Annotated in this window: 14 protein-coding genes; 8 read left to right on the top strand and 6 right to left on the bottom strand. The window is 63.1% G+C overall.

Translation table 11 applies throughout. From position 1 onward, the window contains the following. Positions 1-27: 27 nt before the first annotated feature. Complete coding sequence (locus ACW9IN_RS00585) at positions 28-978, top strand: GlxA family transcriptional regulator (protein ID WP_457364039.1); 951 nt, start codon at positions 28-30, stop codon at positions 976-978. 149 nt (positions 979-1,127) lie between these two features. Then, positions 1,128-2,579 carry a winged helix-turn-helix domain-containing protein gene (locus ACW9IN_RS00580; RefSeq protein WP_457364038.1) on the top strand — a complete coding sequence of 484 codons (1,452 nt, stop codon included), beginning with the start codon at positions 1,128-1,130 and terminating at the stop codon, positions 2,577-2,579. Here the strand turns inward: ACW9IN_RS00580 and ACW9IN_RS00575 are convergent. Beyond that, entirely contained in the window at positions 2,526-5,288 is a 2,763-nt protein-coding gene (locus ACW9IN_RS00575; protein ID WP_457364037.1) for an ATP-binding protein, read from the bottom strand. The genes ACW9IN_RS00580 and ACW9IN_RS00575 overlap by 54 nt on opposite strands. A gap of 58 nt (positions 5,289-5,346) precedes the next feature. Beyond that, the gene (locus ACW9IN_RS00570) at positions 5,347-5,745 is read right to left on the bottom strand and encodes a helix-turn-helix domain-containing protein (RefSeq protein ID WP_457364036.1); all 399 of its coding nucleotides are present in this window, start codon (positions 5,743-5,745) and stop codon (positions 5,347-5,349) included. Positions 5,746-5,949: 204 nt separating this feature from the next. On the opposite strand from ACW9IN_RS00570, the gene ACW9IN_RS00565 reads away from it, so the two are divergent. From ACW9IN_RS00565 to ACW9IN_RS00540, 6 genes are all read left to right on the top strand, one after another. Then, positions 5,950-6,858, top strand: a complete 909-nt coding sequence (locus tag ACW9IN_RS00565) for a LysR substrate-binding domain-containing protein (RefSeq protein WP_457364035.1) — start codon at positions 5,950-5,952, stop codon at positions 6,856-6,858. A 150-nt stretch (positions 6,859-7,008) separates the two neighbouring features. Then, positions 7,009-7,956, top strand: coding sequence for a hypothetical protein (locus ACW9IN_RS00560; protein ID WP_457364034.1), 948 nt, complete (start codon positions 7,009-7,011; stop codon positions 7,954-7,956). Positions 7,957-8,288: 332 nt separating this feature from the next. Beyond that, positions 8,289-8,879, top strand: coding sequence for an antibiotic biosynthesis monooxygenase (locus ACW9IN_RS00555; RefSeq protein ID WP_457364033.1), 591 nt, complete (start codon positions 8,289-8,291; stop codon positions 8,877-8,879). Then, positions 8,876-10,714 (top strand): amidohydrolase, encoded by a 1,839-nt coding sequence (locus tag ACW9IN_RS00550; RefSeq protein WP_457364032.1) that lies wholly within the window; start codon positions 8,876-8,878, stop codon positions 10,712-10,714. The genes ACW9IN_RS00555 and ACW9IN_RS00550 overlap by 4 nt, the downstream gene beginning before the upstream one ends. A gap of 33 nt (positions 10,715-10,747) precedes the next feature. Continuing rightward, entirely contained in the window at positions 10,748-11,362 is a 615-nt protein-coding gene (ycaC, locus tag ACW9IN_RS00545; protein WP_457364031.1) for an isochorismate family cysteine hydrolase YcaC, read from the top strand. Between the two features lie 172 nt (positions 11,363-11,534). Beyond that, positions 11,535-12,422, top strand: coding sequence for a LysR family transcriptional regulator (locus tag ACW9IN_RS00540; protein ID WP_457364030.1), 888 nt, complete (start codon positions 11,535-11,537; stop codon positions 12,420-12,422). Here the strand turns inward: ACW9IN_RS00540 and ACW9IN_RS00535 are convergent, their stop codons facing one another. From ACW9IN_RS00535 to ACW9IN_RS00520, 4 genes are read right to left on the bottom strand one after another with little or no spacing between them, the layout of a single operon-like run. After that, positions 12,423-14,879: a TonB-dependent receptor plug domain-containing protein gene (locus ACW9IN_RS00535; RefSeq protein WP_457364029.1), complete on the bottom strand. Its 2,457-nt coding sequence runs from the start codon at positions 14,877-14,879 to the stop codon at positions 12,423-12,425. A gap of 36 nt (positions 14,880-14,915) precedes the next feature. Further along, complete coding sequence (locus ACW9IN_RS00530; RefSeq protein ID WP_457364028.1) at positions 14,916-15,407, bottom strand: RidA family protein; 492 nt, start codon at positions 15,405-15,407, stop codon at positions 14,916-14,918. Positions 15,408-15,432: 25 nt separating this feature from the next. After that, complete coding sequence (locus ACW9IN_RS00525; RefSeq protein ID WP_457364027.1) at positions 15,433-17,007, bottom strand: FAD-dependent oxidoreductase; 1,575 nt, start codon at positions 17,005-17,007, stop codon at positions 15,433-15,435. A 25-nt stretch (positions 17,008-17,032) separates the two neighbouring features. Then, positions 17,033-19,153, bottom strand: a complete 2,121-nt coding sequence (locus ACW9IN_RS00520) for a TonB-dependent receptor (protein ID WP_457364026.1) — start codon at positions 19,151-19,153, stop codon at positions 17,033-17,035. Positions 19,154-19,434: the final 281 nt, after the last annotated feature.

Here is a 19,434-nt window from a genome sequence, read left to right as displayed (position 1 = left end):
CTTTCTTCTCAATGGACCTCTCCCGTTATGAAAACCGTGGCCATGGCGCTGTTTCCGGACTTTCTCTTGCTCGACATGGCCGGACCGCTCGAAGTGTTCTCCATTGCCAATCGCTACCTGCCGGCGGCGGCTCACTATCAGCTTCTCACCGTGGGCACCGAACCTGGCGCGTTGTACGCCTCCAATGGCGTCAAGGTGCAACCCGACCTGTCGCTGGACCAGGCACAGGACGCCTATGACCTGCTGCTGATCCCCGGCGGTCCCGGTGCCTATAACAAATGTCACCCCGAGCTGTTGCCCTGGCTGAGAGAGGCGGCGCCACGGGCGCAGCGCTTCGGTTCGATCTGCACCGGCGCTTTCGTGCTGGGCCATGCCGGGCTGCTGGACGGCCATCGCGTGACCACCCACTGGCATTACACCGAGCGGTTGATCAAGGCGTTCCCCAAGGCCATCGTCGAGACCGACCGCATTTACTTGCAGGACGGTCGCCTGATCACCTCGGGCGGCGTCACGGCAGGCATTGACCTGGCGCTGTCGGTCGTCGCCCAGGACCACGGCAAGCAGGTGGCGGTGGAAGTGGCGAAGGTGCTGCTGGTGGTGATGAAGCGCCAGGGCGGCCAAGCCCAGTTCAGCCCGATGACTGCCGCCGTGGCCCCCCTGGAAACCCCGGTCACCCGTGTGCAGAACCATGTGCTGGCCCATCTGGAGCAACCCTTCAGCATCGAGTCGATGGCGGAATTCGCCGGCATGAGTGCGCGACACTTCTCGCGGTTGTTCACCAAGGAGGTGCAGATGACGCCCATGGCCTTTCTGCAAGGCGCACGCATCGACCGCGCGCGACATCTGCTGGAAACCACCGACCTGCCGCTCAAGACCGTGGCCTTCCATGCAGGCTTCGGCAGCGTGCGCTACATGCGGTTTCTGTTCAGTGAAAAACTCGGCCTCAATCCCACCCAGTACCGCCAGCAGTTCAGTTGACCGGGTGATGTCCGTCTGACGCACCCGAATGTCCGTGTCGCTCCCCGTGCCGGCATTGTCCTGTCACAGGTAGCTGGCAAGATAGCCGGACGCTCCGGGAAAAGGATGCGCAGACGCCCAAGACCGGGCGTTCCAGCGCGGTGACCGTCATGAATAACCCCCACACGGTGAGCTTCGGCCCCTACATTTTTCATCGGCAACAACGCCTGGTCAGCAAGGGCGGTTGGCCGGTGCCGTTGGGCGGTCGGGCGCTGGACATTCTTGCGACGTTGCTGGAGACGCCGGGACAATTCATCGGCAAAGACACCCTGATCGCCCGGGTCTGGCCCAATACGGTGGTGGAAGAAAATAACCTGCGGGTGCACATCGCCGCCTTGCGCCGCGCACTGGACGGGCAGCGCTACATTCTCAACGAGCCCCACCGGGGTTACTGCTTCGTGGTGCCGGCGCAGGACAGCGCTCCAGCCACCAGGCCTCGGCACAACCTGGCCACCCGTCTCAGCCCGGTGATCGGCCGCGACGAGCTGCTGGGGGCGCTGGTACGCCGTTTGTCCGGGCAACGCCTGATGACCCTCACCGGGTGTGCCGGCGTGGGCAAGAGCACCCTGGCCCTGGCATTGGCCGAGCGCGTGCTGCCGCGTTATCCAGACGGCGTGTGGTGGGTGGACCTGGCCACGGTGCAGGCGCCGGTGTCGATGCTGGGCCACATCACCCGCGCGCTCGACCTTGAACCCTGCATGAACGCCAATGCGTTGGCCCGCCAGCTGCTGTCACGCCGGCTGTTGCTGGTGCTCGACGGTGCAGACTTGTTGCTTGGGGCCTGTCGCCATCTGGTCAAGGTGATGCACGCACTGGCGCCTCAAGTAAGTGTGTTGGTGAGCAGCCGCGAGCCTCTGCATGTGCCGGGTGAATGGCTGCAAACCGTACCGCGCCTGGTGGTGCCGGCACCTTCGCAACTGGGTAGCGTTGAACAGGCCATGGCCTGCCCGGCAGTGCAGTTGTTCGTCGCACGCGTGCGGGCCGGCCAGCAGGGCTTCGAACTGCGCCCGCAGGACCTGGCGCCCCTGCGCGACATCTGCCGGCGCCTCGATGGCATTCCCCTGGCCCTTGAGCTGGCGGCGGCCCAGGTCGAAGCACTGGGCGTGCGCGGCGTGCAGGCACAATTACGGCAGGGTCTTCAGGTACTGGTGGGCGGTCGACGTACGGCAGTGGAACGGCATCGATCGCTGACAGCCGCGCTGGACTGGACCTACGAGCGCTTGAGCCTGCCGGAGCGTTGGCTGTTCCTGCAATTGGGTTTGTTCAAGATGGCGGTGACCCTGCCCGTACTCAGCGAGCTGGTGGCCGGCACCGAGCTGGAACATGCCGACCTGTCCTACCTGCTAAAGCGCCTGGTGGCGACGTCGCTGCTGACGATGGAGCCCGGGCCGGGGCCCGAGCGCTACCGGTTGCTCAACAGCATTCGCAGCTATGCCCTGGGGCAGTTGCGCGACCCCATGCAGGTGGCGCGTTTGCAGCAGGGTTACGGGCATTACCTGGGGGCTTTTTCAGGCCGGCCGTTTGTCCTGCAACTCGTCGAGCAGGCTGCGTACGCGGAGTAGGTCACGGGTGGCGAAACCTTCGGTGAAGCGCCCGTAGACCGAGGTCAGCAGGTCGCGGGCAGCCTGTCGGCGCCCCTGGCCTTGCCACAACCGCGCCAGCGAGGCGGCACTGCGCAATTCCCAGGCCAGCGCGCCTTGTTGGTGGGCCAGCCCCAGGGCTTCCAGCAGCAGGGTTTCGCGAGCGCGTATATCCGGTACGGCTTCGGCGCGCACTCGCAGGATCTCTGGTGTGCACCAGCCGGCGGCGCCGCTTCTGGCGCGTTCATGCAGGGCATCGCTCACGTCGAGCGTTTCGAAGGTCACCAGGATGTCTTCAACCAGGCCAATGCCTTGCAAGTCCTCACGCTGAGCGCTGCCGTCGTAATGACGGGCCCAGGTGTGGAACAACTGCACCGAGTGTTTGTGCGCCTGTTGCAGCAACAGCTCCAGCAGTGAGTGGGCCGACGCGGTGTCACCGTTGTAGCGGGCGATCACTACGCCCGCCAGGGCCAGGGTGTAGCAGATCGAGGTGCCATGGTTGATCTGCAGGGCCAGTTCCAGCGCCTGGCTGGCGGTGCGCCAGGCGCGTTCGGGAAACCCCCGCAACCAGAGGATGCGGGCGAGGATGGTCAGCGACGCCACGCTCTGGTCGTACTGCACGCCAAAACCATGGGTGAAACGGTTGAGATGGCCGCTGTGGGCCATGCGCTGGATCACCTGTTCGGCGTTGTGCTGCGCCAGCGCCTGGTGGCCGGCGAAGTGCTGGGCCAGCACCCGCAGGCGTTGGGCGCTGAGGGCCAGCAACGGTTCGGTCTGCGGGCCCAATTGATCGAAGTGCAGGCTTTGCGCCAAGGCTTCACGGTAATTGCCGCAGCACAGGTTGACCGCCATGTGCCCCGATACCGCGCGCAACTGGCCGGCAAGATCCTTGCCTGCTTCCGCCAGGCGCCGCGCGCAGGCGAAGGCGTCGATGGTCTGCGGCGTACCGCCCTGGGTATGGTAGGCAAAGCTGCCCAGTGCCAGTTGCAATGCCATGTGCAGACGTTGGCTCGGCGCCGTCGACTCGGCCAGCCGAGCCAGGGCTTTGCCCACGTACAGCCCGTGTTCGCGCAGCAATGACAGCTCCTGCCACAGCGGCATCGCGCTGACCGTCAGGCGAATGCCCAGCAGGTGCACGCCGTGTTCGCCCAGGCCCCAATCGAGGGCGGCGCGGATGTCTTCGCGCAGGGGCGCATACCGGTCGATCCAGGTCTGGGTCGCGGTCAATTCCCAATCGTCCTGCGCCTGATCCATCAGTGCCAGGCAGCGGGCGGCGTGACGTTCGCGGGTGGTGTCGAGTTCTGCTGCGGCGCTGAGTTTTTCCAGGGCGTAGGTGCGCGTGATAGCCAGCAGGCGATAGGTCATTTCGTCATCGCCGACTTCCACATTCAGCAGCGACTTGGCCACCAGTTGGGTGATCGATCCCAGCACCTCGGTCGGTGCGATCCGGTCCCCGGCGATCACCGCCGCTGCGCTGGCCAGGCTGAATCCGCCCCGGAACACCGCCAGGCGACGCAGGCAAATCTGTTCGCACGGCGTGAGCAACTCGAAGCTCCAGTCCAGTGTGGCGCGCAGCGTCTGGTGACGGGGCAGGGCGCTGCGTCGGCCACGGGTCAGCAGGCGGAAATTGTCCTCCATCTGCGCCAGCAGCCCGGGCAGGCCGAAGCGCTCGAGCTGGGCCGCCACCAACTCGATGGCCAGGGGGATGCCGTCGAGGCGCTGGCAGATATCGATCGCCAGGGGCAATTGGGCTTCGCTGAGCTCGAAGCTGTCCTGATGGGACATCGCCCGTTCGATCAGCAGTTGCAGGGCCGGGTAACCCAGGGCCTGGGCGCGGTTACCGGTAGCGGGTGGGCACGCCAGGGGTTCCAGGCGTTGCACGTGTTCGCCTTCGGCGCGCAAGGCTTCGCGGCTGGTGGTGAGAATATGCAGGCCCGGCGCATGGCGCAGCAGGGTCTCGCTGATCAGTGCGATATCGTCGAGCAGGTGCTCGCAGTTATCGATCACCAGCAACAAGTGATGGTCGTGCAGGCTGTGCGCCACGCCTGGCAGCGGGTCGTGTTCGGCCAGGGTGAGGTCGAGCAGGGCGGCGAGGTTGGGCAGGATCAGTGAGGACGTGCTGAGGGGCGCCAGGTCGAGCAAGCGAATGCCGTCGCGGTAATGACCGATCAACAATTCCGCCACGCGCAGCGCCACGGTGGTCTTGCCGATGCCACCGGCGCCGGTCAGGGTGATAAAGCGCTGCTGCGGCAATTGCTGCACCAGCGTGTCGATCAGCGCCTGGCGGCCGATCATCCGCGTACGCCGCAACGGCAGGTTGTGGCACGGGCGCTGTGGAGTGCCTTCGGTGGGCAGCGTCATCGGCTCGATGCTCAGTGGCGCGACAAAACTGTAGCCCCGCTGGGCCACGGTGACGATATAGCGCTGACCGGCCTGGCCATCGCCCAACGCCTTGCGCAACGCCGCCATGTGCACCCGCAGGTTGCCGTCTTCCACCACGCTTTTGGGCCACACCCGTGCGATCAGTTCCTGCTTGCTCACCACGTTGCCGGCCTGCTCCAGCAGGATCAGCAGGATGTCCATCGCACGCCGGCCCAGGCGCAGCGGACGGCCGGCTTCCAGCACCAGGCGCTGACGCGGGTGGATGCGGTAAGGACCGAAATGCACGGCCTGGTCGCTGAGGTCACTCATGGGTGGCCATGCTCCGGTAAACAAGAGCGGCCAGCATAGGCCACGACGCCAAGGACCACTAGGCCGCGATCACGTGAGGTTTGTCGCGCACGTGGTGATTGCGCCAGGTCATCGGGTTGATGCCTTCGCTGCGGGTGAACATATGGCAGAAATGCGCCTGGTCGCAGAAGCCGCATTCCAGGCTGATTTGCGTGAGGCTCAGGGACGATCCGATGATCAACTCCTTGGCTCGCTGGATGCGCTGCTGGCGAATCCACTCCTGGGGCGACAGCCCGGTGTTGCACTTGAAGGCGCGGGAAAAATGGCTGCGCGACAGCGCACAGGCCTGGGCCAGTTCGGCGATCGCCAGGCTTTCGCCGAGGTTGTCGAGGATCAGTTGTTTGGCGATACGCTCGCGCCGTGGGCACAGGCCGCCGGTGGCGGATAAACGGGGAGTACAGTGCGCGAGTCGGGCCATGACAAATATCCGCAGTCGATGGGAGCGTTCCCGTTGAATGGATGCAGTGTAGACCGGCTCATTCTTGGTGCCGGACCCTCTGGCTGACGAGTTAATCGTTGTTAATTTCGCCAGCGGGGGGCACACAAAAGACAGCACAGGCGTGCAATCCCGGCGTGGCTTTGCGTGCTTTTCTGGCCGCCTGACAACCCTGTGGATACGCCCATGAACCGCAACGACCTGCGCCGCGTCGACATGAACCTGCTGGTGATTTTCGAGGCCTTGATGTTCGAGAAGAACCTGACCCGGGTCGCCGAAAAACTCTTCATGGGCCAACCGGCGGTGAGTGCGGCACTGGGGCGTTTGCGCGACTTGTTCGACGACCCGCTGCTGCTGCGCAACGGGCGGGGCATGGAGCCCACGCCACGCGCCGTGGCGATACTCAAGGAGTTGCAACCGGCCATGGACACCATTTCCGGCGCCGTCAGCCGCGCCAAGGATTTCGACCCTTCCTCCAGCTGCGCGGTGTTCCGCATCGGTCTGTCCGATGACGCCGAGTTCGGGCTGTTTCCGCCGTTGCTCAGCCGTCTGCGCGAAGAAGCCCCGGGCATTGTCGTGGTGGTACGCCGCGCCAACTACCTGTTGATGTCATCGCTGCTGGCCAGTGGCGAGATTTCGGTGGGGGTCAGTTACACCACGGAACTGCCGGCGAATGCCAAGCGTAAGAAACTGCGGGATATTCCGTGCAAGGTACTGCGTGGCGATGACGGCGCCGCGCCGCTGACCTTGGATGACTACTGCGAACGGCCCCATGCGATGGTGTCGTTTTCGGGGGACCTGAGCGGCAATATCGACCTGGACCTGGCGCGTATTGGCCGCGCCCGCCGGGTGGTGCTGGCGGTGCCGCAGTTCAGCGGGTTGCGGGCGTTGCTGGCGGGCACGCAGATCATCGCGACCGTGCCGGATTATGCGGCCTGTGCGTTGACCGAGGGGACCTCGCTGCGGGCCGAGGACCCGCCGTTCGAGATCGACGCGGCGGAGTTGTCGATGGTGTGGAGCGGGGTGCATGACAATGACCCGGCGGAGCGGTGGTTGCGGGGGCGGATTGGGGAGTATATGGCGCGGGGGATTTGAGTACTGTAGGAAATGACGTGTAACCAACTTCAATTTCAAAGGTGTGTGGTTAAGTAAAGTCCGAGCCGCTTGCGTGATGTATCTGATAGTCACGCATGTACAAGCATTTCTACTGTTGTGAGGTTATTTCACAAAGGCCACGTAACCATCATGCAGATAAATCGCTTTCTATCTAATTCGCCAGTAACGCTTCCTGCACAACCCCAAGTGACTCAAAGTGAGGAACATGCGGAAAGTACGCTGTCGGTGCAACATGCACCTGTTCCCCCTCCAAAAATAACTACCCAGGGCTCAAGCACAACCGAACATTCAAAACTTGATCGGGTAAGCGATCCCAAACTTGAAATAAAAAAAGTGGCCACGGCGCCCAATGGTTTATTTCACATCAGTTATTCACTTCCCGCCCCCGCGCCTGGGCTGAGTAACATCACCTTTCCCATGAGTATTGACGCAGGGCTTCAAAGGAAGAGTGCCAAGGACGGCGGAAATTATTTTGCGATGCAGTTCGGCGTCAATGATAAGAAGGGCAAGCATCTCGGGACTGGATACATCGGAATGCAGCCACGCGGGGATGGCAAGGCATTGATCGTGTTTTCCGGGTTCGGTCCGCACTTTAGTGCCCCCAAGGGGCGCTCCGAGGCAGATGGGGGGAAAGGTGGAAGTAATAGCACACTGGTGGATTTCAAGTTTGGCCATAAATATAACCTGACCGTGGAACGAGACCCTGAAAACGCCAAGAGATTGAAGGCCTATATTCAGGATGTCACCGATGCGAACACACCTGGTCCCAAGCAACATGTCAAAGATTTAGACGTTGATAAAGAAGTTGCGTTGGCCGGTCATAACACGGGGTTCGTCGAGCATTACGGGGCAAAAATCGATCGAAGTTCCCAGATAGCGACGGTAGGTGGCAGCTTTTCAGCACCGTTCACTCAAGATGACAAGGGCAATATCAAGACGGGATCTATCAAGAGTGATGGTTTATATGGCAGGTATAAAAATGCAATGGTAGGTAACCAGGAAATTACCAGGGAGGCGGGTAAGGGGAAGGAGATAAAGTTTTCTTTACAGGGCGTTGGTTATGAAAAGAAGAGTTGAGCGATAGGGTGTTAAACGGTTTCTTGCGGTATATCTGCTTTGTCTGTGGAGGCTGGCTTGCCCCAACACTCGGCACCTTGCTGTGGTTTGAATCCGTGGGCCCCGGATTCAAGCCTGCGTTCGGCCAGCGTGTTTGATGGGGCGCCCAAGATCAAAATCAAAAGCGCGGCGGCCTGGTAGGTGAGCGGTTTCTGGAAGCCGGTCTCGGTCCAAATGTGGGAGCGGATATACCCACAATCCCAAAAAAGCACAGCACAAACATCCAATCCCCACACCCCCAACCCCACCAAACTCCCCTCATCGCTCAACACTCCCGGGGGAGACGCATCACCATGGACCCAACACCCCAAACCGGCCCCGACGAAGTCGTCACCCTGGTCGTCAAGCACCTGATCAAACCAGGCTGTGAGGCCGACTACGAAACCTGGCTGCGCCGCATCGTGCGCATCGCCGGTGAACGCCCCGGCCACCTTGGCGTCGATGTGGTCCGCAGCCAGCAGAACGGCCTGGCGCTGTTCACCTGCGTACTGCGTTACCGCTCCACCGACGACCTTGAGTTGTGGCTCGACTCCCCCCAGCGCAAAGCACTGGTCGACGAAGCCGCGCCGATGCTCGCCGATGGCGACAACACTGAAGTCGGTGCACTCAACGAATTCTGGTTCGCGCCACTGGCCGACAGCGCCTTCAAGCCGCCACGCTGGAAGCAGGCGGTGGTCACGCTGTGCGTGATCCTGCCGCTGACCCTGCTGGTGCCGATCCTGTGGGGCCCGGTGCTGCGTCTGCACCCGTTCCTCTCCAATTACGTGGTCGCCACCTTCCTGGTGACCCTGACCATCGTCTTGCTGGTGGTCTACCTGCTGATGCCGGCGGCCACCCGCCTGTTCGCTCCCTGGCTTGAAGCCTCTGTAAAGGAAACCCTATGAACGCCGACCTGATTCTGTTCAATGGCCAGTTCCACACCGTGGACCGTGAAAACCCGCGCGCCACCGCTGTCGCCATCAGTGATGGGCGCTTCGTCGTCGTCGGCACCGACGGTGAGGCCCTGGCCTTGCGCGGCAGCGGCACCCAGGTCATCGACCTCAAGGGTCGCACTGTCATCCCCGGCCTCAATGACTCGCACCTGCACCTGATCCGTGGCGGCTTGAACTACAACCTCGAGTTGCGCTGGGAAGGCGTGCCGTCCCTGGCCGATGCCCTGCGCATGCTCAAGGACCAGGCCGACCGCACCCCGACGCCGCAATGGGTGCGCGTGGTGGGCGGCTGGAACGAATTCCAGTTCGCCGAAAAGCGCCTGCCCACCCTGGACGAACTCAACCAGGCCGCGCCGGACACCCCGGTGTTCGTGCTGCACCTGTACGACCGCGCCTTGCTCAACCGCGCGGCCCTGCGCGTGGCCGGGTACACCAAGGACACGCCCAACCCGCCGGGCGGCGAGATCGTGCGTGACAGCCAGGGCAATCCCACCGGCATGCTGGTGGCGCGACCCAACGCCATGATCCTCTACGCCACCCTGGCCAAGGGCCCCAAGCTGCCATTGGAGTACCAGGTCAACTCGACGCGCCAGTTCATGCGTGAACTCAATCGCCTGGGCCTGACCAGTGCCATCGATGCCGGTGGCGGCTTCCAGAACTATCCGGATGACTATGCGGTGATCGAACAGTTGGCCAAGGAGGAACAGTTGACGGTGCGCATCGCCTACAACCTGTTCACCCAGAAGCCCAAGGAAGAGCTGGCCGACTTCAAGAACTGGACCGGCAGCGTCACCCTGCACCAGGGCGATGATTACCTGCGACACAACGGCGCCGGCGAGATGCTGGTGTTTTCGGCCGCGGATTTCGAAGACTTCCTGGAGCCACGCCCGGACCTGCCGCTGACCATGGAGCAGGAACTGGAACCGGTGGTGCGTCACCTGGTGGAACAGCGCTGGCCGTTCCGTCTGCACGCCACCTATGACGAGTCCATTTCGCGCATGCTCGATGTGTTCGAGAAGGTCAACCGCGACATTCCGTTCAATGGCCTGCCGTGGTTCTTCGACCACGCCGAGACCATCACCCCGAAAAACATCGAGCGCGTGCGTGCGTTGGGCGGCGGCATTGCGATCCAGGACCGCATGGCCTTCCAGGGCGAATACTTTGTCGAGCGCTACGGCGCCAAGGCCGCCGAGGCCACGCCGCCGATCAAGCGCATGCTGGCCGAAGGCGTGCCGGTGGGGGCGGGCACCGACGCCACGCGGGTGTCGAGCTACAACCCGTGGACCTCGCTGTACTGGATGGTCAGCGGTCGCACCGTCGGCGGCCTGGAGTTGCATGCCGAAGGCCTGCCGCGCCTCACCGCACTGGAACTGTTCACCCATGGCAGCGCCTGGTTCTCGTCCGAACAGGGCAAGAAGGGCCAGATCAAGGTCGGCCAACTGGCGGACGTGGCCGCGCTGTCGGCGGACTTTTTCAGCGTCGATGAAGAAGCCATCAAGTGGATCGAGTCGGTGTTGACCGTGGTCGGCGGCAAGGTGGTGTACGGCGCCGGTGACTTCGAGGATTACGCACCGCCACGGGTGCCGGTGCTGCCGGACTGGTCGCCGGTGGTCAAGGTGCCGGGGCACTGGCGTCCGGCTTCGCCGCTGCAAGCTCAGGTACACCAGTGCAGCGGTCCGTGCGGCGTGCACGCCCACGGCCACGAAAAAGCGCGTCTTTCCAACGTGCCGGTCAGCGACTTCCAGGGTTTCTGGGGGGCGTTCGGCTGCTCGTGTTTTGCCTTCTGAAAAACGCTTCAAACCCCCAAAGGAGTTACCCCCATGGCTTACAACCGTTTGAACAAAGATGATGCGGTCGTCCTGTTGGTCGATCACCAGACCGGCCTGATCTCCCTCGTACAGGATTTCTCGCCGAACGAGTTCAAGAACAACGTGCTGGCCCTGGCCGACCTGGCGAAGTTCTTCAAGTTGCCGACCATCCTCACCACCAGCTTCGAAACCGGCCCCAACGGCCCGCTGGTGCCCGAGTTGAAAGAGCTGTTTCCGGATGCGCCATACATTCCGCGTCCTGGCCAGATCAATGCCTGGGACAATGCCGACTTTGTCCAGGCGGTGAAAGCCACCGGTCGCAAGCAATTGATCATCGCCGGTGTGGTGACGGACGTCTGCGTGGCGTTCCCGACCCTGTCGGCCCTGGCTGAAGGCTTTGAAGTGTTCGTGGTCACCGACGCCTCCGGGACCTTCAACGAAACCGTGCAACAAGCCGCCTGGGCACGCATGACAGCAGCTGGCGCGCAATTGGTGAACTGGTTCTCCGTGGCCTGCGAGCTGCAGGTGGACTGGCGCAACGACATGGAAGGCCTGGCCAACCTGCTGTCGCCGCGCATCCCCAACTACCGCAACCTGATGAACAGCTACGCGGCGTTTACCCGCTAAGCACTGCTGTTGAACCCTGTGGGAGCCGGGCTTGCCCGCGATGGCGGTGTATCAGTCGACAATAACGTCGGCTGACACAGCGCCATCGCAGGCAAGCCAGCTCCCACATTTTGTTTTGTGGTGTGACCACTGGCAGGCTATAAATCCGAAAAATGTCCACCGAGAAGCGACAATGAACCCCTTCGAAGACATGCGCCTGTTCTGTCAGGTCATGGAGTCCGGCAGTTTCACCGCCGCCGCTGACCAACTGGGCCTGTCCAAGCAATTCGTCAGCCGGCGTCTGATCCAGCTGGAAGACCGCCTGGGCGTACGCCTGCTCAACCGTTCCACGCGGCGGCTGGATGTCACGCCGCTGGGCCAGAGTTACTACGAGTCCGCGCTGCGCCTGCTTGCCGAAGTCGAGCAGGTGGAGCAGGGCATTGCCGGCCAGAACAGCGAGCCGCGCGGCACGATTCGCCTGAGTGCGCCGCTGTCGTTTGCCATGGCGCACCTGGGCTGCCTGCTGCCAGTGTTTCTGCAACGCCACCCGCTGGTGTCGGTGGAGGTCGACCTGAGCGACCGCCCCGTGGACCTGATCGGCGAAGGCTACGACCTGGTGCTGCGCATCGGCACCCTGGAAGATTCCACCCTGATCGCCCGCCGCATCGCCAGCATCCCGCGGGTGTACTGCGCCAGTCCCGACTACCTGGCCTTGCGCGGTACGCCATTGAAACCCGAGGACCTGGCCGATCACGATTGCCTGCCCTACGGCCATGGCCGCCAGGTGCAATGGCGGTTCCAGACCAAGGGCAAGGTGCAGGCGTTGAATGTCAGCGGGCGGATGCGCGTCAACAACGGCGAGCTGTTGCGCGACACCGCCGTGGCCGGCCTGGGCATCACCTACCTGCCGACGTTCATCGTCGCCGAGGCCTTGCAGGACGGGCGCCTGGTGACCTTGCTGGACGCGTTCGCCCCCGAGGCTCTGACGTTGTCGGCGGTGTACCCCCAGCACCGGCAAAGCTCGCGACCGGTGCAGGCGCTGGTGGAGTTTCTGCGCGAGCGCCTGGCCAGCGGTTGCTGATCAGAACGCATACTGCACGCGGCTGTAGTAATAACCCCCCGTGAACCCGAACGGCGAGTAACTGCCCCAGTTGTCGCCGAACGAGGAATTCTTCACGCCAATGTGGTCGGGGTACTTGTCGAACAGGTTCTGCGCGCCCACCGCCACGGTCAGTTGTTTGGTGAGGGCATAGGCCACGTCGAGGTCGGTGATCCACTTGGCCGAGTAGGTGCGGTCGAGGCTGGCGTCGCTGGAGCTGTTGACCTCGGTGTAGGTGCCATAGCGGGTCAGGCGCAGGTTCACGTCGACATCATGGATCGCCCAATCGGCCGAGAAAATCAGCTTGCTGCTGGGCGAGGTCTTGGTGATCAACGCACGGGACTGGCGCCCCATCAACTGGAAGTCGCCCAGGGCACGCAGTTCCGCCGGCGTGTCGTTGACGCTGAGGATTTGCGTGTGGTTGTAGTTCAGCGCTGCCGTCCACTTCACCGACCCGTAGCGGTCGAGGTTCTGCCGGTAGTTGCCCACCACGTCGACGCCCGAGGTTCGGGTGTTGGCGCCGTTGGTGAAGTACTGCGCGCCCGCCGTGGCCGGCACGCCGATGCCCTCCAGCAGGGCCGCGACCCCCGGGCCCTGGAAGCGTTCGCTGAGCACCAGGCGGTCGCGCAGGTTGATCACGTAGCCGTCCACGGTCAGGCTCAGGTCATCGCTGGGGGTGAGGGCAAAGCCGAGGCTGAAGTTGGTGGAGCGTTCCGGCTTCAATGACTTGGCTCCCAGCGCCTGGGCCCCGGCTGAGTCCACCGGCAGGATCACGTAGTTGTACGACTGGTATACGCCATTGATGGTGTCGAAACCGGTGGAGCGTGCGGTGAAGATCTCGTTGGCCAGGGACGGCGCGCGAAAGCCGTTGCTCAAGGTGCCACGCACCGAGAACAGCGGGCTGAACGCATAGCGGGTGCTGAGCTTGCCGCTGCGGGTGCCGCCCACGCCTTCGTTGTAATGCTCGTAGCGCCCGGCCACGCCGATGTACCACTGCTCGGTGGGGTAGAAACCCAGGTCGATGTAGCTGGCGACGCTGTTGCGGCTGATCTTCGCCGCGTCCTGCGGGCTGATGCCATTGGTCACCTGCGCCCCCGGGTCGGGGCTTTGCCCGGCACGCGGATGGCCGACCGGGAACACATAGCCGCCGTCGATGTAGGAGGCCTCGGAGCCGGCACGGGTTTCGTAGCTTTCACGCCGATGCTCGAAGCCGAACGCTACATCCAGCGGTTTGGCCAGGCCAATCTCATAGCTGTTTTTCAGGTCCAGGTTGCTGGTCAACTGGTCGGCGATGTAGATCCCCGAGGTGAACTTGTTCGGTGTGCTTTCTCCCAGGGACGGGTTCTGGTTGTCGTAGGTGCGCTGCTTGGCGTAGTTGCGCCCGTAGGTGCTGCTCAGGTCCCAGGCCCAGCCGGCCACAGCGTCACCCTTGGCGCCGAAGGCCGACTGGAAGTCCGTCTCGTTGACCAGCCAGTACGGGCTGTAGCCGTCGGGATAGCCGTTGGGCCCGGTGGTGATGGTGTTGCGCCCGTTGGGCAGGCGGAAGTTCTGGCCGTCGTTGTTCTCGCGGGTGGCCAGGGTAGAAAACGAATACAGCGTCAGGTGGTCGTTCAGCGGCAGGTCGAGGTTGTAGGCCACATCGGCCAACTGGCTGCGCGGCGCGCCATAACCCTTGTAGGTATGGTGGCTGGCGCTGGCCTCGCGCGGGTCCGGCGAGCCGTCGGCCAGCGGGTAGTAATGGCTGCTGTAGCCGTTGCTGCCGGCCTTGTTGTCGCGCTCCTGATAACGGGTGTCGAGGGACACATTGAGCACACCGGCTTCACCCACTTGGAACCCGTAATTCAAGGCCTCCTGGCCAGTGCCGCGCTTGCCGTCGTAGTTCTGCCCCAGGGTGGTGTCGGAACTGCCGCCAGTGGTTTGCTTGAGGATGATATTGATCACCCCGGAAATCGCATCCGAGCCGTACTGGGCAGCGGCACCGTCGCGCAGCACTTCCACATGGTCGATGGCCGCCACCGGGATCAGGTCGAGGTCACTGGGCGCCGCGCCGCTGTTGATGCCGTTGATGTTCAGTGTCGCGCTGGTGTGCCGGCGCTTGCCATTGACCAACACCAACACGTGAGAGGCGGTGAGGCCGCGCAGGGTGGCTGAGCGCACCACACCGCTGGCATCCCAGCCGGCGCGGTCGGGCAGGTTGAACGAGGGGATCAGCTTGCCCAGCGCTTCCAGCAGGCTGGGTTTGCCCACGGCGCGCAACTGCTCGCCGCTGATCACATCGATGGGGGTGGGGCTGGTGGTGACCGTGCGTTGTTCGGCGCCACGGTTGCCGGTGACCACCACGGTGTCGAGGGTGGGGGAACGTTCTTCGGCCGCGTCGAGGCCGAGCGATGCCAGGCCGCACGCAAGTGACAGCGGCAGCAATAGGGGGCGGGTGTGCATGGGAGTGAAGCTCCTTGAACTCGGTGGATGTCCTGGTCAGCGTTTGCGCGCGGCAACCGCCTCTATTTCCACCAGGCCGCCCGGCAGCGGCAGCGCCACCACCTGCACGGCGGTGCGTGCGGGTTTCTTCGGTTGCTCGGCACTGCCGAAGAACGGTGTGTAGCCTTCCTGCAACCCGGCGAAATCCAGCTTGCCGCCCTTGGCCGGATCGCCTACCAGGAAGACACGCAGTTGCACCACATCGCCCAGGTCCAGGCCCTGGTCTTGCAGCACACCCTTGAGCTTGTTGAGGATCGACGTGGTCTGGGTCGCGGTGTTGCCGTAGGCGGCGAACGAATCCTTGGGCGCAGTGGGGTCATGCAGGTCGGCGAGCAGGCCGCTCACAAACAGTAATTCGGTCTGCGGCGGAACCGACACCGCCAGGGAAATCGGGAAGCTGGAGTTGGGCAGCGGCACACGCTTGATGTCATCGGCGTGGGCGGTGAGGGTGGTAGCGGTCATCAGCAAGCCTGCGAAGAGGGTTTTCATGGGGTCAGTCCTTGAGTGAGAAATGTCAGGCGGCCACGCCCGGTTGCTGGCGTTCGGCGTGGCGGCCGATCAGCGACACGATGCGTCGCGCCGAATCGGCGGCGCTGTTCTGCCAGATGCCCACGCCGCCATGGGCCAGGGCGTCGCTGGCCAGGTAAGTGCGGCCCTGGGGCTCGTTGAGCAGGCGGTAGGCGCTTTCGCCGACCTCGTCGTTGACGATCCACGGGCCCTTGCTGAAGCTGACCTTCGACCAGTTGATCGCCACCGGTTTGTGCAGTTTGGCGCTGTGGCCGGGGTGCAGCAGCTCCACCGCCTGGCGCGATGAGGCGAACTGTTCGGCGAGGGATTTGCGGCTGAATGCCTGGGCCGATTCGCTGGTGTTGTAGGCCGCCACCAGAATGCCCTGGGCACTGTTGAGGCGGTCGCTGGGGTACCAGAGGCCTTTGACTTCATGGTCGAGGTACGACAAGCCGCCGTAGATGTTGAAGTCGGTCTCCCAGAAGCGCGGAGACTGCCAGGCCACCTTGTTGGCCTGGTCGCTTTGTGCGGTCTGGATCGCTTGCTTGAACGGCGCGCTGAAGTTGCTCGGCAATTTCGCCAGCAACGGCAGGGGCACGGTGACGATGGCGTAGTCGGCACTCAGCACCTGAGCCTTGCCGCTGATACGGTCGCGATAAGCGATACGGCTATCGTGCTCGGAGGTCTGGATGTCGGTGACTTCGGCGTTCAGGCGCACCGCATCCTTGAGGTGCTCGTAGAACGCCGCCGGAATGCGGTCCATGCCGCCCACCGGCTGGAACATGGTCGAGGAGAACTCCGGGATTTCATCGAATACCAGCGCGCCCCACAGCTTGGGGTTGAGCAGGGTTTGCAGTTCCAGCGGCGCGCGGGTCACGCCGGTCTGGTCGCCGGCACCGGGCACGCGGGTGTAGCCGGAGCGCACCGAGCCTTTGTATTGGAAGTCGCTGTTGAGGTCGCCGTAGACCTTGAGGAAATTCAGCAACGCCTTGCGGTCATCCACGCTCAAGTCCTGGTCCAGGGCCTTGCGGCTTACCGTGCGCGCCAACAGTTCCGAGAGCTGGCCGCGGGTGTCATTCACCGCCTGGCGCAGCTGGAACGCGGGTTGCCGGGTATCGGGCAGGGCCAGGGCGTTGCGGCTGCTGTTGACCAGCACCTGCAACTCCACGCCCAGCTCGCGGCAGTAACCGAGCAGCGTCTGGTGATGGCTGGGAATGCGCGCGGGGCCGGCGTTGAAGAACTGGCCTTCGTCAAAGTCGACGGTCTGGCTGATACCGTCATCGAAGTCGACCCGGGTACCACGGCGCAGGGTCCAGTTGCGCCCACCCACACGGTCACGGGCTTCCAGGATCGTGACGTTGAAGCCGGCCTTGCGCAGCTCGTAGGCGCTGACCAGACCGGAAATCCCGGCACCGACCACCACCACGTTCTTGCCTTTGCCGGCGCTGCCCAATTGCAGCGGGGTAAAGGTCGAGGCCACGGCCTGGGGCGTGAGCCCGAGGGCGTCCAGGGCGCTGACCGCGGCGGAATAACCGCCCACGGCGGCGATACGGGAAATCAGTTCCCTGCGAGTGAAAGCCATGATTCTCTCCTTGAAACAGCGGGGGTCAGAGGTCGTAGCGCACGGACAGCAACAGCGTCCGAGGGTCATTGATCGAGTAGTAGCGGGCACCGCTGGACGGCACATAACCCACCGATTGCGGGTAGGCGCGATCCAGCAGGTTTTTCACCGCGAGGGTGGTGGTCCAGTGGCCGTCGCCGCTGATGTAGCGGGTGTTGGCATTCCAGAAGGTCTGTTGCGGCACTTCCTGGATGTCGTCGTTCAACGCGTTGGCGTAGGACTTGGTCTGGAACTGCGCATCGGTGCCGGCCAGCCAGGTGCCGGGCAAACCGGCGGGGATCGTGTAGTTCAAACCGACGCTGGCGTTCCAGCGCGGCGAGAGCACCAGCTGCTTGCCGTTGGCATCCACGCCGGCACCGGCGGCGTTCTGGAAGTCGTCGTACTGGCTTTCCAGGTAGCCGAGGTTGGCGCTCAGTTGCAGGTCGCGGCTCAGGGCGGTGAGGGTTTCCAGCTCAACACCGTAGGTGTGGGCCCGACCAACGTTGGTACGCAGGCTCACCCCCAGCGCCGGATCGTAGGCATTGGTCTGCAAGTCTTTGTAGTCGTTGTAGAACAGCGCCACGTTGGCGCGCAGGCGCTGGTCGAAGAAGTCACCCTTGAAGCCGGTCTCCCAGGTGGTCACATCCTCCGGAGAAAACGCCTGTTCAGCCGCGAGCCGGGTTGGCGCGCGGTTGTCATAGCCCCCGGCCTTGAAGCCCTTGGCGACGTAGGCGTACTGGTTGAAGTGGGGCGTCCAGGCGTACTCGACGCCGATTTTCGGGCTGGTGGACTGCCACGATTTGCTCGACTCGGCCACGAAGTTGGTGCCGGTGATCTGCCGCTCGGTGGTGATCGCGTAATTGGTGAAATCGAAGTTCTTGTGTTCGCGGGTAAAGCGCAAGCCGGCGATCAGTGACAGTTGTGGCGTGAGCTTGTAGGTGCCTTGGCCATACAACGCGTAACTCTCGGTGTTGGTGGTGCTGTACTGGCCCTGGCCGATCACCTGGTTGCGCGCGATGGAATAGGTGAGGTTGTCGCGGTCGGCGTCGAAGCGTTCGCGGTACAGGTACAGACCGGTGCTGAAACTGAAGTCGTCGTAGTCGCCGTTCAGTTGGAATTCCTGGGTGGCGTAGTTCTGCTTGTAGAGGATCAGGTTGTTCTGGATCAGCGCGGCCTGGCCGGAGTTGTCGTAGTCCACCGGCTGGTTGAAGGACGACCAGGCGCTGACCGACTTGACGTTCAAGTGATCGTCGATGGTGTAGATCGCGCGCAGTACCGAACTGCCCTGATCGAGGCGGTTCTTCGGGTCGAGGCTGCTGTAGCTCTTGAACTTGTCGAAGTGGCCGTTGGCATCGAACGGTGTGTAGCTGGTGGTATCGCCACGGTCGAAGGTGCCGGCGAGGGTCAGTTGCACATCCCATGGCGAATCTTCGGGTTTGTAGCGCAGCTTGCCGCGATAGGACTGGATATCGATGTTGTTCACATCCTTGCCGCGCGTAGGGTCGGACACCGTGCCATCGCGGCTCAGGCGGATCGCCGAAAAGCTGCCGAACAGGGCGTTGTCCACCAGGGGGCCGCTGATCAGGAAGCGCCCGTTCTGCGCGTTGTAACTGCCCGCGCCCAGCTCGACGAAACCACGTGTTTCCTGGGTGGGATCGCGGGTGATCACGCGTATCGCACCGGCGCTGCTGTTGCGTCCGTACAAGGTGCCTTGGGGACCGCGCAGCACTTCGACGCGCTCCACATCGTTGAAGTCGAGCATCGAGGAAATCGCCCGCGGGATGTAAAGATCGTCGGCATACACCGCCACGGCGGCTTCCTGGATCGGGTCGGTTTCACCGATACCGCGAATGCCGTAGGTCTGGGCGCTGTATGAGATCGACTGGCGGCTGAGGGTCAGGTTCGGCACCTGGCCCGCCAGGTCACGCACGCTGCGGATCTGTTTATCGTCGAGGTTTTTTTCATCGAACGCAGAAATCGCCAGCGGGGTTTTCTGCAGGTCTTCGCTGCGGTGTTCGGCAGTGACGTTGACCACCGGCAGGGCGGCGTCGTCAGCGTGGACAGACGCACCGAACAGCGCGAGGGAAATGGCGAGTGCCAGGCGATCGGGAACGGCGATGTGACGCATGATGAACCCCTGATTGAATTGACGGTTTAGGCAAGGCCTCCACCTGGTCAGGGGTCGGTGCTGGATGTAACAGTATTTGTATAGATCGCCGTCGTAAAAGTCCGATTAGTTATAAGTTAATTATAAAAAATAGACATTTATATTTTTATAGTAATGCGAATATCTGATGATATTACGAGTATGAAAAGCTGGACTATAGTGAGCGGGCTTGCCCCGCGCCGGGCCGCGCAGCGGCCCCGAAACCTGCCACCCAGTTTCTCCGGAAAAACGCGATGACCTTG

This window comes from Pseudomonas sp. SDO5271_S396, assembly GCF_054071795.1.
The sequence above is the reverse complement of the archived record's forward strand: the minus strand, read 5'-3'. Positions and strand labels throughout refer to the sequence as shown.

Excerpts from the sequence above, each read along its gene's own strand:
- ACW9IN_RS00585 (WP_457364039.1), top strand. The coding sequence starts at position 28 with ATGAAAACCGTGGCCATGGCGCTGTTTCCGGACTTTCTCTTGCTCGAC.
- ACW9IN_RS00580 (WP_457364038.1), top strand. The coding sequence starts at position 1,128 with ATGAATAACCCCCACACGGTGAGCTTCGGCCCCTACATTTTTCATCGG.
- ACW9IN_RS00575 (WP_457364037.1), bottom strand. The coding sequence starts at position 5,288 with ATGAGTGACCTCAGCGACCAGGCCGTGCATTTCGGTCCTTACCGCATC.
- ACW9IN_RS00570 (WP_457364036.1), bottom strand. The coding sequence starts at position 5,745 with ATGGCCCGACTCGCGCACTGTACTCCCCGTTTATCCGCCACCGGCGGC.
- ACW9IN_RS00565 (WP_457364035.1), top strand. The coding sequence starts at position 5,950 with ATGAACCGCAACGACCTGCGCCGCGTCGACATGAACCTGCTGGTGATT.
- ACW9IN_RS00560 (WP_457364034.1), top strand. The coding sequence starts at position 7,009 with ATGCAGATAAATCGCTTTCTATCTAATTCGCCAGTAACGCTTCCTGCA.
- ACW9IN_RS00555 (WP_457364033.1), top strand. The coding sequence starts at position 8,289 with ATGGACCCAACACCCCAAACCGGCCCCGACGAAGTCGTCACCCTGGTC.
- ACW9IN_RS00550 (WP_457364032.1), top strand. The coding sequence starts at position 8,876 with ATGAACGCCGACCTGATTCTGTTCAATGGCCAGTTCCACACCGTGGAC.
- ycaC (WP_457364031.1), top strand. The coding sequence starts at position 10,748 with ATGGCTTACAACCGTTTGAACAAAGATGATGCGGTCGTCCTGTTGGTC.
- ACW9IN_RS00540 (WP_457364030.1), top strand. The coding sequence starts at position 11,535 with ATGAACCCCTTCGAAGACATGCGCCTGTTCTGTCAGGTCATGGAGTCC.
- ACW9IN_RS00535 (WP_457364029.1), bottom strand. The coding sequence starts at position 14,879 with ATGCACACCCGCCCCCTATTGCTGCCGCTGTCACTTGCGTGCGGCCTG.
- ACW9IN_RS00530 (WP_457364028.1), bottom strand. The coding sequence starts at position 15,407 with ATGAAAACCCTCTTCGCAGGCTTGCTGATGACCGCTACCACCCTCACC.
- ACW9IN_RS00525 (WP_457364027.1), bottom strand. The coding sequence starts at position 17,007 with ATGGCTTTCACTCGCAGGGAACTGATTTCCCGTATCGCCGCCGTGGGC.
- ACW9IN_RS00520 (WP_457364026.1), bottom strand. The coding sequence starts at position 19,153 with ATGCGTCACATCGCCGTTCCCGATCGCCTGGCACTCGCCATTTCCCTC.